This window comes from Cupriavidus sp. 2TAF22, from assembly GCF_052115045.1.
Lineage (GTDB): Bacteria > Pseudomonadota > Gammaproteobacteria > Burkholderiales > Burkholderiaceae > Cupriavidus.
On sequence record NZ_JBFRFX010000001.1, the window covers coordinates 447,405 to 460,802 of the forward strand.

The following is a 13,398-nucleotide window of genomic DNA, read 5'->3' on the forward strand; positions in this document are numbered from 1 at the left end:
CGCCCGGATGTACCCGACAAAAACACAAGGAGACGACATGCAACCCAGTACCGAACAACAAGCCGGCCGCCGGCGCCCGGGGCCGGCGCCGGCAGCACTCGCCTGCGCGGCATGGCTGCTGGCCTGCGCCGAGGCACCGGCGATGGCCGCCGCAGCGCAGGCAGCCTGGCGCCCTGAGCGACCTGTCACCCTGGTGGTGCCCTACGCCGCCGGCGGCGGCACCGACGCCACCGCGCGCGCCGTCTCGAAGCAGCTCGGCGTGCTGTGGGGACAGCCCGTGGTGGTGGAGAACCTGCCCGGCGCCGACGGCCTGATCGGCACGCGCCGCGTGATGGAAGCCAGGCCCGACGGCTACACCCTGCTGCTGCAGGTGCCCGCCATCGTCGTCACCAAATACACGCCGGGCCTGAAAGGCATCGACCCGCTCGCGCGGCTGGAGCCTGTCACGGCCATCTCGCAGTCGCCCGCCGCCGTGGTGGCGAGCGGCAAGCTGCCGGTGAGGACCATGGCCGAGTTCGTGCAGTACTGCAAGGCAGTGGGCAGGGCGTGCTCGCTGGGCACCGGCGAAAGCGTGGCGCGCATCTCCGGCAGGCAACTGGCGGAAGAAACCGGCCTGCCCAATCTCATCATCGTCAACTACCGCGGCACCGGACCCATCGTCACGGACCTGATCGCCAACAACGTCAACCTGTCGTTTACCGGCATCACCGCGGCGCTGCCGCACTACAAGGCCGGCACGCTGCGGATCCTGGCCACCCAGGGGCAAAAGCGCGCGGCCGCGCTGCCGGAAGTGCCCACCACCGCCGAGGCCGGCTACCCGCAGTTCCAGTCGGTCACGTGGTACGGCCTGTTCGCGCCGAAGGGCACCCCGGCCGCGGTCACGCAGGGCGTGGTGGCCGCGCTACGCGAAGCCGTGAAGGACCCGGACGTGCAGAAGACCATCGCCGCCGCCGGCGCCGAGCCGGTGGTCAACTCGCCCGCCGAGTTCGCGACCCAGGTGCGCCAGGACAGCGAGCGACTCGGCGCGCTGGTCAAGCGCTACCCGTTCGAGTAGGCATGCCGCACGGCAAGGCAACGACCAGGAGCAAGACATGAAGCATTCAACCGACCGGCGCGCCGCAATGACGCGCGCCGCCGCGTGCCTGGCGCTCGCGCTGGCGGGCCTGCCCGCCTTTGCGCAGCCACGGTGGCCAGCCAGGCCAATCCGCCTGGTGCTGCCGTTCGCGGCCGGCGGTCCGGGCGACATCACCACCCGCATGATCGCGCGCGCGCTTGGCGCGCAGCTGGGCCAGAGCGTGATCGTGGACAACAAGCCGGGCGCGGGCGGCATCATCGGCACCGAGTTCGTCGCCAAGAGCGCGCCGGACGGCTACACGCTGCTGATCGCCGGCAACGGCGCGGTGGCCAACGCGCTGTTGCGCCCGAAGATGCCCTATGCGGACAGCGACCTCGTGCCCGTGGTCAGCACCAACGCCGCGCCGTCGGTGATGGTGGCGGGCAGCGCCGCGCCGTTCAGCGATCTCAAATCCCTGCGGGCCTATGGCAAGGCCAGGGGCGGCATCACGTTCGGCACCGCGGGCGCGGGCAGCACCGGGCATTTCGTCGCGGAGATGGTGCAGGCGGCGCTGGGCGTGCCGGTCACGCTGGTGCACTACAAGAGCGGATCGGAGACGCTCAACGCGGTGATCGGCGGCCAGATCGACCTGGCTTCGGAAGCGCCGGTGGGCGTGATGGGCTTCGTGCGCGGTGGCAAGCTGCGCGCGCTGGCGGTGGCCGACGACCAGCGGGCGCCGTCGCTGCCCGATGTGCCCACCACGGTGGAGCAGGGCTTTGCCGGCATCCGCATGGAGCATTGGGGCGGCATCTACGCGCCCCGGGGCACGCCGGGGCCGGTGCTGGACCGAATCGCGCAGGCCACGCAGGCCGCGTTCCAGGGCGACGCGGCCCTGCGCGCGCAGTTCGAGACCTATGGCTACCGGCCCGTGGCCGGCACGCGGGTCGAGTTCACGCGCTTTATCCAGCAGGAGAAAGCGCGCCTGGGCAAGATCGTGCACGATGCGCAGATGCGCATCGACTAGCCGGCATCACTCGCTACCTCCGCCGCCACTTTTTCGCGCGCCGGCTGGCGCACGGTGTTGTCGCGCATCAGCAGGCGCACCAGCACGGCACTCGTCAGCGCCGCCGCCGCGGCCACGCACAGCACCCACGAAAAGCCGCCCGCGAACGCGCCGCGCGCGAGCGGCGCCAGCGTGTCGCGCAGCGGCGGGGCGAAGGCGGCCAGCGCGCCGTCGAGGTCGCCGGCCGCCACGCGCGCCACGACGCGGGCAGCGGCGTCCTGCGGCAAGGCGCCGGGCGCCAGGGCGCGCAAGGCCGCATCGAACAGCGCTTGCATGTGCCAGGCCAGCAGGCCGGCGAGCAGGCCGAACGACAGCACGATGGCGCTGAAGCGGGTGGTGGTGCTGATGCCCGACGCCATGCCCGAGCGTTCGCGCGGGATGCAGGCCATGATGTTCTTCTGCGTATCGCCGTTGAGCAGGCCCGCGCCGCTGCCGGTGACCGCCATTGCCAGCGCGAATGGCAGGTAGCTCATGGTGGTGGCGGCCCACGCGCTCAGCAGGTTGCCCAGGCCGACCAGCACCAGGCCGGTCACCAGCATGGTGGATGCGTCGATCCGGTGCGACAGGCGCACGCCGATGCGCGGAAAGACCAGCATGGTCAGCGCGAACGGCAACATCGCCGCGCCCGAGGCGATGGCCGAGAAGCCCAGCCCGGTCTGCAGGTAGAGCGGGATCAGCGTCATCATCACCTGCGCGCAGCCGGCGTAGGCCGCCATCGCCAGCAGCGCGCCGATCAGGCGCGGGTTACGGAACAGCGACAGGTCCAGCATCGGCCGGCGCTGCACGCGCTGCGTGACGATAAAGAGCGCGAACAGCGCCGCGCCGCCGGCCACGCGCAGCAGCGTGTGCGGATCGCCCCAGCCGATGCGGTTGGCCTCGATCAGGGCCCAGATCATCAGGAACAGGCTGCCGCTGAAGGTGAGGGCGCCGCTCGCATCGATGCGCGCGGCGCCGGCATCGCGCGAGTTCTCCACATGCCGGATCACCATGGCGCCCAGCAGCAAGCCCACCGGCAGGTTCAGCAGGAACACCCAGCGCCAGCCCATGGTCTGGCTGATGATGCCGCCCAGCCCGGGCGCCACCAGCGTGGCCATGCCCATGCACGCGCCCCAGAACGCCCAGGCGCGGGCGCGCTCGCGCTCGTCGTGGAACGCATGCGCGATGGTGGCCAGGGCCGAGGTCAGCAGCAGCGCCGCGCCCACGCCCTTGGCCGCGCGCGCCAGGTTCAGCTGCAGGCTGGTGGCGGCAAGGCCGCAACCCAGCGAGGCCAGCATGAACACCGCCAGTCCCACCAGCAGCATGCGCTTGCGGCCGAACTTGTCGGCCAGGCTGCCCGCCGGCAGCAGGCCGCCGGCGAAGGTCAGCATATAGGCGCTGACCACCCATTCGATATCGGAGAACGTGGCATGCAGGTCCGCCGCGATGCGCGGCAGCGTGACGGCCACGATATTGGTGTCGAGCACGATCAGGGCGCAGGCGCCGGACGCCGTCAGGAGCGCCGCGCGGGAGCCGGTGCCGCCGCTCATGCTATTGCCCCCGATGAAACAATTGCGCCACTTGTGCCGCGCAGGCGGCCTTTTCGCCGCTGGTTCGCCGTATACCGCATGTCGTTGCTTCCTGTCTAGAGGAGCGCCAGCATACGTCTGGCCGTGGCCGGCGTTGTTGCGCTGGCCATGCTATTTTGTTGCCTACTAGCTAACAAAGCCTTGGGAGTGGTTGGCAACCAATGGAACTGCGTCATTTCCGCTACTTCATCGCCGTTGCCCAGGACCTGCATTTCACGCGGGCCGCGGCCCGGCTTGGCATTTCCACGCCCACCCTGACCAGGCAGATCCAGGAGATGGAGTCCGCGCTAGGGATCCGGCTGCTGGAGCGCAACCAGCGGTCGGTGGCGCTGACGCCGGCCGGCGAGGTGCTGCTGGTGGAAGCGCGCGCGGTGGTGGCGCAGTTCGAGTCAGCGCAACTGCATGCGCAGCGCGAGGCGCGCGGCGAAACCGGCGAGATCCATATCGGCTATGTGGCCTCGGCGGCGTATTCGGGCGTGCTGCAGCGGCAGGTGGAGGCCTTCCGCGCCGCTTGCCCCGATGTACGCCTGCTGGTGCGCGAGGCGCCGATGGACAGCCTGCCGGACCAGGTCAGGGATGGCCGGTTCGATATTGCCTACGTGCGCTCGCCGGTGCGCGTGCCCGAGGGCGTGGACGCGCTGCCGCTGGCCCCCGAAGGCTTCATCCTGGCGCTGCATGCCGCGTCCTGGCTGCGTGGCCTGCCCGAGATCCAGCCTGCGCATCTCAAGGAAGAGACGTTTATCCTGCCCGAGCAGGTCTCGGGCACGCTTTCCACCGCGGAGCAGGGCGGCTTCGCGCCGCGGCTGGGGCCGCAGCCCGGCGGGCTGGTCGCGGTGCTGACGCTGGTATCGCTGGGCGAAGGGGTGGCGATCGTGCCGAACGCGGTGGCCGGCCATATCAGCCTGCCCAGCCTGGTGTACCGCGAGATCGCCGGGCTCGGGGTGACTTCCTACCTCTCGCTGATGTCGCGCAGGCACGAACGGGGTGCGGCGATCCGGCGCTATATCGAACTGGTGTCGCGGCCGCCGCCCGGCCCGGAACCCGTTCGATGATGGCAGCCTCGGCGGCGCGGCAGACCGCCCGATGCGCGCCGGCGGGGCGGGCGGAGGCAGGCACTCACTCCATCGACAGCCGTGCCGCAAACGCCAGCAGCACCGCCGAGAACGACCAGCGCTGGACCGCCTGCGCGCGCGGGCTGCCGCGCAGCCAGGCGGCCATGCGCGCGGCGCCGAACACGCAGGCCAGGTCGAAGGCGATGCCGGTCAGCACCAGCACCACGCCAAGTTCCACCACCTGCGACCACACCGGCGCGCCGTGCGGATCGACGAACTGCGGCAGCAGCACCGAGCAGAACAACAGCGCCTTCGGGTTCAGCAGGCTGCTCAGCGCGCCGCGCGCGACCGAGGCGCGCAGGGGCGCGGCCGCGCCGGCGCCGCCCGCGCCGGTGTCGATGCCGAAGGCGGGGCTGCGCAGGATCTGGATGGCCACCCAGGCAAGGTAGAGCCCGCCCGCCACGCGCACGCCCTGGTAAAGCCACGGCGCGGCGCGCAGCAGCGCGGCCACGCCACAGGCAGACAACGTGACATGGGTGGCGCGCGCGAGCGCCAGCCCGGCCGCGTTGGCCAGGCCATGGCGGACGCCGCGGCTGGTGCTGGTCTGCAGCACCAGCGCCATGTCGGGGCCGGGCAAGGCGTAGACCACGGCCAGCGCGCCAATGAACGTGAGCAGCAGGTGAAGCGAAACCATGATGCACTCCTGTCGGGGATGGCGTCATGATGACGCACGGCGCGGAGGGATTTTTGGCGTTTTTCCACGGAAAAGTTATGGAAATTGGGGGAATGCGCTAATCTTCCGGGATTCCGTGGAGGCAGGACGATGGAACTCGATAAAGTGGATCGCGCGATCCTGATGGCGGTACAGGCCGACGGCCGCGCCACCAACGCCAGCGTGGCGGAATCCGCAGGGCTCAGCGAGACGCCCTGCGCGCGCCGGCTGAAGCGGCTGGAGGCGGAGGGCTATATCGAGGGCTATCGCGCGTTGCTGTCGCGGCAGGCGCTCGGGCTTGGAGTGATGGCGTTCACGCAGGTGCGCTTCGGCGTGCACAGCCGCGAACTGTCCGACCGCTTCGAGCGCGAGGTGCAGGCGATTCCGCGCATCATTTCCTGCCATAACGTCTCCGGCAGCGCGGACTACCTGCTGCTGGTGGTGTCGCGGGACCTGGACGACTACGGCATCTTCATGCGCGATGTGCTGCGCACCTTGCCCGGCGTGACGGCCGTCGAGTCGATGCTGTCGCTGCGCGAGGTCAAGCGCAACGCGGGTTTGCCGTTGCTCTGAAGGCAGGCGGGGCGCCCTTCAGCCCTCGCTGTCCCCGCCGCGATGCCGGGCCGCCAGCGCTACTTCGCGCGCCACCGCGAAGCACAGCAGGGCCGCCGCCGTGGCCAGGATCGCCAGCGTGATCGCCAGTTGCCTCCCGTGCCACAGGCCGCCGAACCACTGCGAAAACTCGGCCGCCAGCACCGCTGCCTTGCCGCCGATGCGCTCGAGCTGGAAATCGTATTGCCGCTGCCAGCCCGGGCCGTACAGCAAGTCGGCGGAGGCCTCTTCGCGCGCGGCGTTCAGGTAGATCAGCGCAGCACCGATCCAGCCCGCGCCGAGGATGACGGCGCCCAGCAGGTAGAGCCGGGCCGGCAGGGTCAGGCGCTTGCGCGCGGGCGGCGGGGTTTCGGTCTCGTTCATTGGGGCGCGGGGTCGTGCCTGGATGTTCCAGGCATTGTAGGCAAAGTCCGCCTAAGCCTCCGCCCCCGCCTCCGTCCCGGCCGTGCGCCGGGGTAAATATCGCTGCCGGCGCGCCGATATAGGGAGTGGGCTAGCAAGGCTTGCGGGTGCGTTGCATCGGCGCGCTGCCGTTTTTCTAGCCAGAGCCAGACCGGCGCGCATGCTGCGACCTGGTCTGCCCCGAACAAGACAATTGGCAGGCACCCCTCCTTGCCCCATTCCATGGCTACTGACCCAGGCGATGCGAGCAACCGCTCGAAGCGCTTGCGCCGGCTTCTTCTCTTGCGCATCGTGCCGGCCCTGTTCGCGGCGCTGCTGTGCGTGCAGCCGCCCGGCGCCGCGGCCGATACGGCCCAGCCGCGCTCCGAGGCGGTGATGCGCACCGTGTACAGCCTGCTCGGCTATGCGCGCTGGCCCGTCGAACGCGAGGTGCTGCGCCTGTGCGTGGACAGCTCGGCGCGCTACGCCGGCAAGCTGTCCGACGGCGGCACGCTGGCCAGCGGGCGCCCGATACAGTCGCGGCGCATCGATGTCATGGCCGCGGGCTCGATGACAGGCTGCGACTCGGTCTACCTGGCCGCGATGACCGACGCCAGCCGCAAGAAGGTCGCGGCCGATCTGGGCGGGCGCCCCGTGCTGGTCATCACCGAAGAAGACTTCGAGTGCGAGGTCGGCAGCATGTTCTGCCTGAGCGTGGCGGACAACCGCGTCTCGTTCCGCGTCAACCTCGATTCCGTCGCGCGCAGCGGCATCCATATCCATCCCGGCGTGCTGCAGCTCGGGCGCCGGCGGGGGGCGGCGTCATGAGGCCGCGCTCCCGCCCCGGCGCGGCGGCCGCGCGCCCCACGCTCTACCACACGCTGCGCCGCATCCACCTGAGCGTGGCGCTGATCGCCGTCTGCACGGCGGGGCTCTCGCTCACGGCGCTCGGCCTGGCCGCACTGCGCGTCTACGCCGACCACAACCTGCACCTGATCGCACGCTCGCTCGCCTACACGCTGGAGGCCCCGGTGGTGTTCCGCGACCCGGCGGCGGCAAGCGAAGCGCTGGTGGCCATCGCCACCGCCGAGGTGGCGCAGGCCAGCGTCTACGACCGCGACAACCGGCTGCTGGCCGAATGGCATCACCCGGCCAACAAGCGCCTCGCCGGCCTGCAGCGCATGGCGAGCAGGCTGATGGCGCCAGGCCCGGTGGAACAGGTCATCCTGCACGAGACCCAGGTGGTAGGCACCGTGCGCCTGTCGGCCGATCCCGCCAAGCTGTTCCAGTTCGTGCTCAGCGGCCTGCTTGGCCTGCTGGCCTGCCTGTTGCTGACCGCGGTGAGCGCGCACTACATGTCGAGCCGCATGCTGGTGCATATCATCGAGCCGGTGCGCAACCTGATGCGCGTGGCCCACGCGGTGCGCTCCGGGCGCGCGTTCGACCAGCGCACGCCGCCGGCGCGCATTGCCGAGCTCAATGCGCTGGGCGAGGACTTCAACGGCCTGCTCGACGAGCTCGAAAGCTGGCAGGACCAGCTGCAGCACGAGAATCGCTCGCTGGCGCACCGCGCCAGCCACGACAGCCTGACAGGGCTGCTCAACCGCGGCGCGTTCGAGGATGCGCTGCACCGCGCCGTGCGCTTTGCCGCGATTTCCCGCTCGCACGTGGGCGTGCTCTACCTGGACAGCGATGCGTTCAAGGAGATCAATGACACCTTTGGCCATGCCGCCGGCGACGAAGTGCTGGCCGGCATCGCCCAGCGCATCCGTGCCTGCCTGCGCGAGGGCGACCTGGTCGCGCGGCTGGGTGGCGACGAGTTCGCGGTGCTGGTCACGCCCCTGCGCCGGCCCGCCGACATCGTCCAGGTGGCCGAGCACATCCTGCAGCGCATGAAGGATCCGGTCCGGCTCAGCGGCGGCACCAGCATCGAGGCCTCGCTCAGCATCGGCCTGTCGGTGTTCCCGCAGCATGGGCAGAGCGCCGCCGAGTTGCTGCACAAGGCCGACGAGGCGATGTACGAGGCCAAGCGCGGCCGCGGGCGACGCTGGCAGATCGCGGAGCCGGGACTGGTTGCCGGCGAGCCCGTCGCCGAGCCGCAATAGGCCAGTGCCGGGAGCAGGGTGCGCCGGCGCCGGCGCGAAAGCAGCGCCATGGGCGCCGTACAAATCGCAAAGAGGATAGGAGAAGCATCGTGTCATCGAACCTGTCGGGAAGCGCAAGGCGATGCCTGGCCGCCGTCCTGGCCGCCGCCACGCTGGCCCTGGGCGCCTGCCAGAGCACGAGCGGCGCCGGGCTCAGCGTTCCGCAGATCGAGACGCTCAAGGAACAAGGCTTCACGCAGACCGAGAGCGGCTGGGAGCTGAACCTGTCCGAGAAAGTGCTGTTCGGCCTGAACGAAGACACCATCGGCACCGACCACGAGGCGATCGTGCTGCGCATCGGCATGGCGTTGAAGAGCGCGGGCATCGGCCGTGTCCGGCTCGACGGCCACACCGACGACTCCGGCCCGGCCGACTACAACCAGCAACTCTCGGTGCGGCGCGCGCAGGCAGTGGCCAGGGTGCTGGCCGTGAATGCCTTCGCGGCGCAGGACATCGAGGTGCGCGGGCTGGGCAAGAGCCGCCCGGTGGCGGACAACCGCACCGCCGCGGGCCGCGCGGAGAACCGGCGGGTTGCCATCGTGGTGACGGTGGAGTAGGGGACGCGCCTTGCGTGAAGTTTGCGTGCAAGCCTGCCCGCTGATCCGGCGATTGCCCGCCGCGCATTGCGCCTAGACTGGCGGCTCCGCATCGACAACGCAGCAGCATGGACACACAACCGGCACCACATCCGGCCGGCCAGGGCGCCGCCCAGGCCGCCGCCCAGTTTGGCGCGCTGACCGCACGCCTGCAGCAAGGCGGCGTGCTGCCGCCGGACGATATTCGCCAATGGTGCCAGCTCGGCCTCGAACAGGGCTACGCCGCCGCCGTGCAGCAGGTCTGCCAGAACCTGCTGGCGGCGCCGCAGGCGCATCCGGCGCTCCTGCCGTACTGGTTGTTCTTCCTCGGCACCGCATTGCTGCATCAGCAGCGCATCGAAGAGGGCGTGCTGGTGGAGCGGCAGGCGCTCGAAGCCTTGTGCGCGGCGCCGCTGGTCCACAATCCGCAGCCCGCCATGCGCAAGCTTGCCGATCCGCAGGTACAGGCTCTGCTGTGGCAGGTGCTGGCGCAACTCGCGGGCAGCGGGGTGCGCGCCTTCGCGCATGCCGGCACCCTGCTCGGGCTGGTGCGCGAAGGCCGCCTGCTTCCGTTCGACAAGGACCTCGACCTGGGCCTGCTGGTGGCGGAACTGCCGGCCGCGCACGCCATCCTGAGCGCCCACGGCTGGCAGCGCCCGCAGCCTGTCTTCGCCATCGACAATATGGCGACCTACCATCATCCGCGCCTGGACGTGGTGCTGGACCTCTGCGGCCTGCAGCCGCAAGCGGATGGTGCCACGCTGCTGGGCGGCTTCTGGACCGGCGGCGGCACGCCCGCCAGCCACCAGCGCGTGACCCGCTTCCCCGGCCCGCTGCAACTTGAACAAGCCGGCAGCCCCGCCGGTCAGGTGTGGCAGCTGCAGGATCCGCATGGCTGGCTCGAGGCGGTCTATGGCAAGGCCTGGCGCGTGCCGGATCCGGCCTTCGACACCATCATCGGCGCGCATAACCTGCTTGGCTTCTCCGCCCTGACGCAGTGGTATGCCTACTCGCGCATCGCCAATGCCTGCCTGAACGGCTACTGGGAGAAGGCGCTGCGGCTCGTGCGGCTGGTGCTGGAGCGCCATACGCCGGAAGACAGGCTGCTGCTGCGCATCGGCGGGGTGCTCGAAGGCCGGCTGGCCGGGTTGCGCCCGCCAGCCTGAAGCGCCGCGCCCGCACCGCTACGCACCGTTAAGCGGCGCGCTCCAGGCTGGCCAGAATGCGCTCGCGCAGCGCCGTGGTCGAGACCTCGCTGGCGCGCGGCGTCCAGCTCAGCCCGATGCCGAGCGCCGCCAGCCGTGGCGCCAGCCGCTCCCAGCGCGCGCTGCCGCGCCAGTCCTCGCCGATGAAGACGTGATCGACTCCCAGGTCCGCCACCCAGCGCACCGCGCCTTCGGTGTCATCCAGCCCGCCCGGCTGGAGCAAGGCCTCGTCCACCCACCCCAGCCCCCGCACGATTTCCAGCCGCTCGGCCTCCGGCACGGCCGGCGTGCGCCCCTTCCTGGCCAGCACGGTGGCATCGCGCGTGACCACCGTCACCAGCGTGGCGCAGCGCGCGCGGATGTATTGCAGGTAGCGCAGGTGGCCGACATGGAAGAGATCGAACACGCCCACGGCCAGGCCGCGGGCCGGGAGCGCGTAGAGAGGCAGGGTGGTTGCGCCGTGCGTGTGTGGCAGGTTGTCGGTCATGGGTGAACGCTGTCGGGGATGGCTTGCCGGCGGGGACCGCACGGCGGGATCGCCCGCGATGATAGTGCGGTGGGGCGCAGGGCAATCGAGGGAATAAGGGGGGGATTGGGGGCGGCGTGTCCCGCCTCTACGCGGAATGCCCTTTCAGCGGCAGTGCCACCACCGCTTCGAGACCGCCGCCGTCGCGCGCGCGGAACCGCAGCGAGCCGCCATGCAGGCGCGCGATGCGTTCGACGATCGCGAGTCCGAGCCCGGTGCCGCCCGAATGGCCGCGCGCGTTCCTGCCGCGGCTGAACGGCGCCTTGAGCTGTTCCAGTTCCTCCGCGCCGATGCCGTTGCCCCGGTCGCACACGGCGACGTACGCCGTATCGCCTTCGGCCCAGGTGCGCACGGCAAAACCCGCCCGTCCGTAGACGACCGCGTTCTGCATCAGGTTCATCAGCAGGCGCATCAGGCTTACCGGCCTGAACGGGAACACCGGCATGCCGCCGAGCGACAGCTCGAACTCGTGCCCGAGCCCCGCGAAATCCGCCGCGAGCTGGCTGATGAGCGCATCGACATCGCCGGGCTGCGGGACCTCGCGCTCGCCGCTGCCCGCGTAGTCCATGAACTGCTGGAGGATGGTGTCGATCTGGTCGAGATAGCCCTCCACCGATGCCACGAAGGTGTCGTCGGCGCCGCGCGGGATCGCCATCGCCATGGCGAGGCGCAGCTTGGTCAGCGGCGTGCGGATGTCGTGCGACACGCCGGCCAGCATCAGCGTGCGGGTCGCTTCGGCCTGTTGCAAGGCCTGCGTCATCTGGTTGAACGCGCCGCTCACCTGGGCGATCTCGGTCGGCCCGTCCGTGGGCAGCGGCACCGGGGCTTCGCCGGCGCTGACGTGGCGCGCCGCCCGTGCCAGGTCCTGCAGCGGACGGTTGATGTGCAGCTGGATCAGGTAGCCCGTGAGTGCCGCGAGCAACGCAAAGGCCGCCGACAGCGCGAGCGCGGCGGCGATGCCGCTCGCGCGCGCGTCTTCGGTCATCGGCAAGGCGATCCAGCTGGGCGCGCCGGCCACATGCACGCGGATCCATAGCCGCTCCGCGTCCCCCTCGCCGGTCTGCCATCGTACCGGCATGTCCGGCGGCAGATAGCGCTGCAATGCTTCCATGAAGACATCGCGCTGGTACGTACGAAAAATGCGGACCGGACTGGGCGGCGGCTCGAGTGCGACTTGCCCGGGCGGCTGCGCCATGGCGCCAAGCCGCGCGGCCGCCGCGCGGCCCTCGTCGGCCGGCATGGCGGCAAGCACGCCATCGAGCGTCTTCACGTAGTTGGAAAAGATGACCGCCGCGCGTTCGATGTGCGGGCGCTGCACGAAATGCAGCAAGACAGTGAGCGAGCAGACCTGGGTGAGCGCAACGAGCGCCACCAGCAAGGCGATGTTGCGCGCGAGCAGCGAACGGGGCAGCGCGAGCCGCATCACGACTCGATGCCGGCGATCAGCATATAGCCTACGCCCCACACGGTCTTGATGAAACGCGGCTTCGAAGGATCTTCTTCGAGGATCTGGCGCAGCCGCAGGATCTGCACGTCGATGCTGCGGTCGAGCGCGTCGTGGTCGCGGCCGCGGGCGCGCGCGAGCAGGTTCTCGCGGCTCACCGGCCGGTTCGGCGACGACCCCAGGGCGTGCAACAGCAGCATCTGCGCGGAATGCACCTCGACCGGTTCGCCGCGCAGCATCAGCGTCTGCTTGCCGACGTCGAACTGGAATTCGCCGAAGCGCAGGGTCTGCGAGGTCACGGTCGGCTCGCCGGCCGCCATTCTCTGCCTGCGCAGCAGCGCACGGATGCGCGCGACCAGCTCGTCCGGCACGAACGGCTTGGCGAGGTAGTCGTCGGCGCCGGTCTCCAGCCCGGCCACCCGGTCGACCGGATCGCCCTTGGCGGTCAGCATCAGGATCGGCAGTGTCTGTCCTTCGGCGCGTAGCCGGCGGCAGATGGTCAGGCCGTCTTCCGGCTCCATCATCAGGTCCAGCACGAGCAGGTCGTACGGCTCGCGCTGCAGGTAGCGGTCGAGGCGCTTGCCGTCGGCGACCACGCGCACCTGGAAGCCGTGCCCGGTCAGGAACCGTTGCAGCATATTGCGCAACTCGGCTTCATCATCGAGCACGATGATCCTGTTCGACTGCTCCATGGTGCGTCTCCGGCGATGATCGGGGAATCAGCGGGCCATCGATTTCTGTCTCATGAATTCCTCGATCTGCGCCAACGTGACGTAGCCGGCGCGCTGCGTGTCGATTTCGTCGAAGCGGCTGGCGACCATCGGCATGCCGGCCGCCGCCTGGTCCCGGGTCAGCTTGCCGTCGTGCGTCGTGTTGGCGCTGGCGAAGCGCGCCTGCAATTGCTGCATCGCACGCTCGATCCGGGCACCGCCACCCGCGGGCGGCGCGGCGACCTGAGCGGACGCGCCTGCAGAAACAATACACAAGATAAGAACTGCGATCATCTTCTTCATGATGGACTCCGTGGTGTAGCCGACACTCGGTGCCGGCCTGGTGATGGATGCC

The 13,398-nt window shown here is 70.2% G+C and carries 15 protein-coding genes; 8 read left to right on the forward strand and 7 right to left on the reverse strand.

The genetic code is table 11. The annotated features are described in order from the left end of the window. Positions 1-37: 37 nt before the first annotated feature. Positions 38-1,054: a tripartite tricarboxylate transporter substrate binding protein gene (locus AB4Z48_RS02000; protein WP_441612151.1), complete on the forward strand. Its 1,017-nt coding sequence runs from the start codon at positions 38-40 to the stop codon at positions 1,052-1,054. A gap of 37 nt (positions 1,055-1,091) precedes the next feature. Continuing rightward, a complete protein-coding gene (locus AB4Z48_RS02005) occupies positions 1,092-2,078 on the forward strand; it encodes a tripartite tricarboxylate transporter substrate binding protein (protein ID WP_441612152.1) in 987 nt (328 codons plus the stop codon). Here the strand turns inward: AB4Z48_RS02005 and AB4Z48_RS02010 are convergent. Then, positions 2,075-3,643 carry an MFS transporter gene (locus AB4Z48_RS02010; RefSeq protein WP_441612153.1) on the reverse strand — a complete coding sequence of 523 codons (1,569 nt, stop codon included), beginning with the start codon at positions 3,641-3,643 and terminating at the stop codon, positions 2,075-2,077. The two genes, AB4Z48_RS02005 and AB4Z48_RS02010, sit on opposite strands and share 4 nt — an antisense overlap. Before the next feature lie 200 nt (positions 3,644-3,843). Between AB4Z48_RS02010 and AB4Z48_RS02015 the strand changes: the two genes are divergently transcribed. Further along, positions 3,844-4,734 (forward strand): LysR family transcriptional regulator, encoded by an 891-nt coding sequence (locus AB4Z48_RS02015; protein ID WP_441612155.1) that lies wholly within the window; start codon positions 3,844-3,846, stop codon positions 4,732-4,734. Positions 4,735-4,798: 64 nt separating this feature from the next. On the opposite strand, the gene AB4Z48_RS02020 is transcribed toward AB4Z48_RS02015, so the two are convergent. Then, positions 4,799-5,428 carry a LysE family translocator gene (locus AB4Z48_RS02020; RefSeq protein WP_441612156.1) on the reverse strand — a complete coding sequence of 210 codons (630 nt, stop codon included), beginning with the start codon at positions 5,426-5,428 and terminating at the stop codon, positions 4,799-4,801. Between the two features lie 129 nt (positions 5,429-5,557). Here AB4Z48_RS02020 and AB4Z48_RS02025 point away from each other — a divergent pair, with 129 nt between their 5' ends. After that, the gene (locus AB4Z48_RS02025) at positions 5,558-6,019 is read left to right on the forward strand and encodes an Lrp/AsnC family transcriptional regulator (RefSeq protein ID WP_441612158.1); all 462 of its coding nucleotides are present in this window, start codon (positions 5,558-5,560) and stop codon (positions 6,017-6,019) included. Positions 6,020-6,037: 18 nt separating this feature from the next. Here the strand turns inward: AB4Z48_RS02025 and AB4Z48_RS02030 are convergent, their stop codons facing one another. Continuing rightward, positions 6,038-6,421: a hypothetical protein gene (locus AB4Z48_RS02030; protein WP_441612159.1), complete on the reverse strand. Its 384-nt coding sequence runs from the start codon at positions 6,419-6,421 to the stop codon at positions 6,038-6,040. Positions 6,422-6,682: 261 nt separating this feature from the next. Between AB4Z48_RS02030 and AB4Z48_RS02035 the strand changes: the two genes are divergently transcribed. The 4 genes from AB4Z48_RS02035 to AB4Z48_RS02050 all read left to right on the forward strand — a co-directional run bounded on the left by AB4Z48_RS02035 (position 6,683) and on the right by AB4Z48_RS02050 (position 10,324). Next, the gene (locus AB4Z48_RS02035; protein WP_441612160.1) at positions 6,683-7,267 is read left to right on the forward strand and encodes a YfiR family protein; all 585 of its coding nucleotides are present in this window, start codon (positions 6,683-6,685) and stop codon (positions 7,265-7,267) included. Next, entirely contained in the window at positions 7,264-8,544 is a 1,281-nt protein-coding gene (locus tag AB4Z48_RS02040; RefSeq protein ID WP_441612162.1) for a diguanylate cyclase domain-containing protein, read from the forward strand. The genes AB4Z48_RS02035 and AB4Z48_RS02040 overlap by 4 nt, the downstream gene beginning before the upstream one ends. Before the next feature lie 89 nt (positions 8,545-8,633). Beyond that, complete coding sequence (locus AB4Z48_RS02045) at positions 8,634-9,140, forward strand: OmpA family protein (protein ID WP_441612163.1); 507 nt, start codon at positions 8,634-8,636, stop codon at positions 9,138-9,140. Between the two features lie 107 nt (positions 9,141-9,247). Further along, positions 9,248-10,324, forward strand: coding sequence for a hypothetical protein (locus AB4Z48_RS02050; RefSeq protein WP_441612164.1), 1,077 nt, complete (start codon positions 9,248-9,250; stop codon positions 10,322-10,324). Between the two features lie 28 nt (positions 10,325-10,352). Here AB4Z48_RS02050 and AB4Z48_RS02055 read toward each other — a convergent pair whose 3' ends face one another. The 4 genes from AB4Z48_RS02055 to AB4Z48_RS02070 form a co-directional block, all read right to left on the reverse strand. After that, the gene (locus AB4Z48_RS02055) at positions 10,353-10,850 is read right to left on the reverse strand and encodes an adenylyltransferase/cytidyltransferase family protein (RefSeq protein ID WP_441612165.1); all 498 of its coding nucleotides are present in this window, start codon (positions 10,848-10,850) and stop codon (positions 10,353-10,355) included. Positions 10,851-10,977: 127 nt separating this feature from the next. After that, positions 10,978-12,312: an ATP-binding protein gene (locus tag AB4Z48_RS02060; protein ID WP_441612166.1), complete on the reverse strand. Its 1,335-nt coding sequence runs from the start codon at positions 12,310-12,312 to the stop codon at positions 10,978-10,980. Beyond that, positions 12,312-13,025 (reverse strand): response regulator, encoded by a 714-nt coding sequence (locus AB4Z48_RS02065; RefSeq protein WP_441612167.1) that lies wholly within the window; start codon positions 13,023-13,025, stop codon positions 12,312-12,314. Before AB4Z48_RS02065 ends, AB4Z48_RS02060 begins: the two co-directional genes overlap by 1 nt. A 27-nt stretch (positions 13,026-13,052) precedes the next feature. Continuing rightward, complete coding sequence (locus AB4Z48_RS02070; protein ID WP_441612168.1) at positions 13,053-13,346, reverse strand: EF-hand domain-containing protein; 294 nt, start codon at positions 13,344-13,346, stop codon at positions 13,053-13,055. Positions 13,347-13,398: the final 52 nt, after the last annotated feature.

Bases quoted from the DNA above. Each gene is read 5' to 3' on its own strand.
- AB4Z48_RS02000 (WP_441612151.1), top strand. From the start codon at position 38: ATGCAACCCAGTACCGAACAACAAGCCGGCCGCCGGCGCCCGGGGCCG.
- AB4Z48_RS02005 (WP_441612152.1), top strand. From the start codon at position 1,092: ATGAAGCATTCAACCGACCGGCGCGCCGCAATGACGCGCGCCGCCGCG.
- AB4Z48_RS02010 (WP_441612153.1), bottom strand. From the start codon at position 3,643: ATGAGCGGCGGCACCGGCTCCCGCGCGGCGCTCCTGACGGCGTCCGGC.
- AB4Z48_RS02015 (WP_441612155.1), top strand. From the start codon at position 3,844: ATGGAACTGCGTCATTTCCGCTACTTCATCGCCGTTGCCCAGGACCTG.
- AB4Z48_RS02020 (WP_441612156.1), bottom strand. From the start codon at position 5,428: ATGGTTTCGCTTCACCTGCTGCTCACGTTCATTGGCGCGCTGGCCGTG.
- AB4Z48_RS02025 (WP_441612158.1), top strand. From the start codon at position 5,558: ATGGAACTCGATAAAGTGGATCGCGCGATCCTGATGGCGGTACAGGCC.
- AB4Z48_RS02030 (WP_441612159.1), bottom strand. From the start codon at position 6,421: ATGAACGAGACCGAAACCCCGCCGCCCGCGCGCAAGCGCCTGACCCTG.
- AB4Z48_RS02035 (WP_441612160.1), top strand. From the start codon at position 6,683: ATGGCTACTGACCCAGGCGATGCGAGCAACCGCTCGAAGCGCTTGCGC.
- AB4Z48_RS02040 (WP_441612162.1), top strand. From the start codon at position 7,264: ATGAGGCCGCGCTCCCGCCCCGGCGCGGCGGCCGCGCGCCCCACGCTC.
- AB4Z48_RS02050 (WP_441612164.1), top strand. From the start codon at position 9,248: ATGGACACACAACCGGCACCACATCCGGCCGGCCAGGGCGCCGCCCAG.
- AB4Z48_RS02055 (WP_441612165.1), bottom strand. From the start codon at position 10,850: ATGACCGACAACCTGCCACACACGCACGGCGCAACCACCCTGCCTCTC.
- AB4Z48_RS02060 (WP_441612166.1), bottom strand. From the start codon at position 12,312: ATGCGGCTCGCGCTGCCCCGTTCGCTGCTCGCGCGCAACATCGCCTTG.
- AB4Z48_RS02065 (WP_441612167.1), bottom strand. From the start codon at position 13,025: ATGGAGCAGTCGAACAGGATCATCGTGCTCGATGATGAAGCCGAGTTG.
- AB4Z48_RS02070 (WP_441612168.1), bottom strand. From the start codon at position 13,346: ATGAAGAAGATGATCGCAGTTCTTATCTTGTGTATTGTTTCTGCAGGC.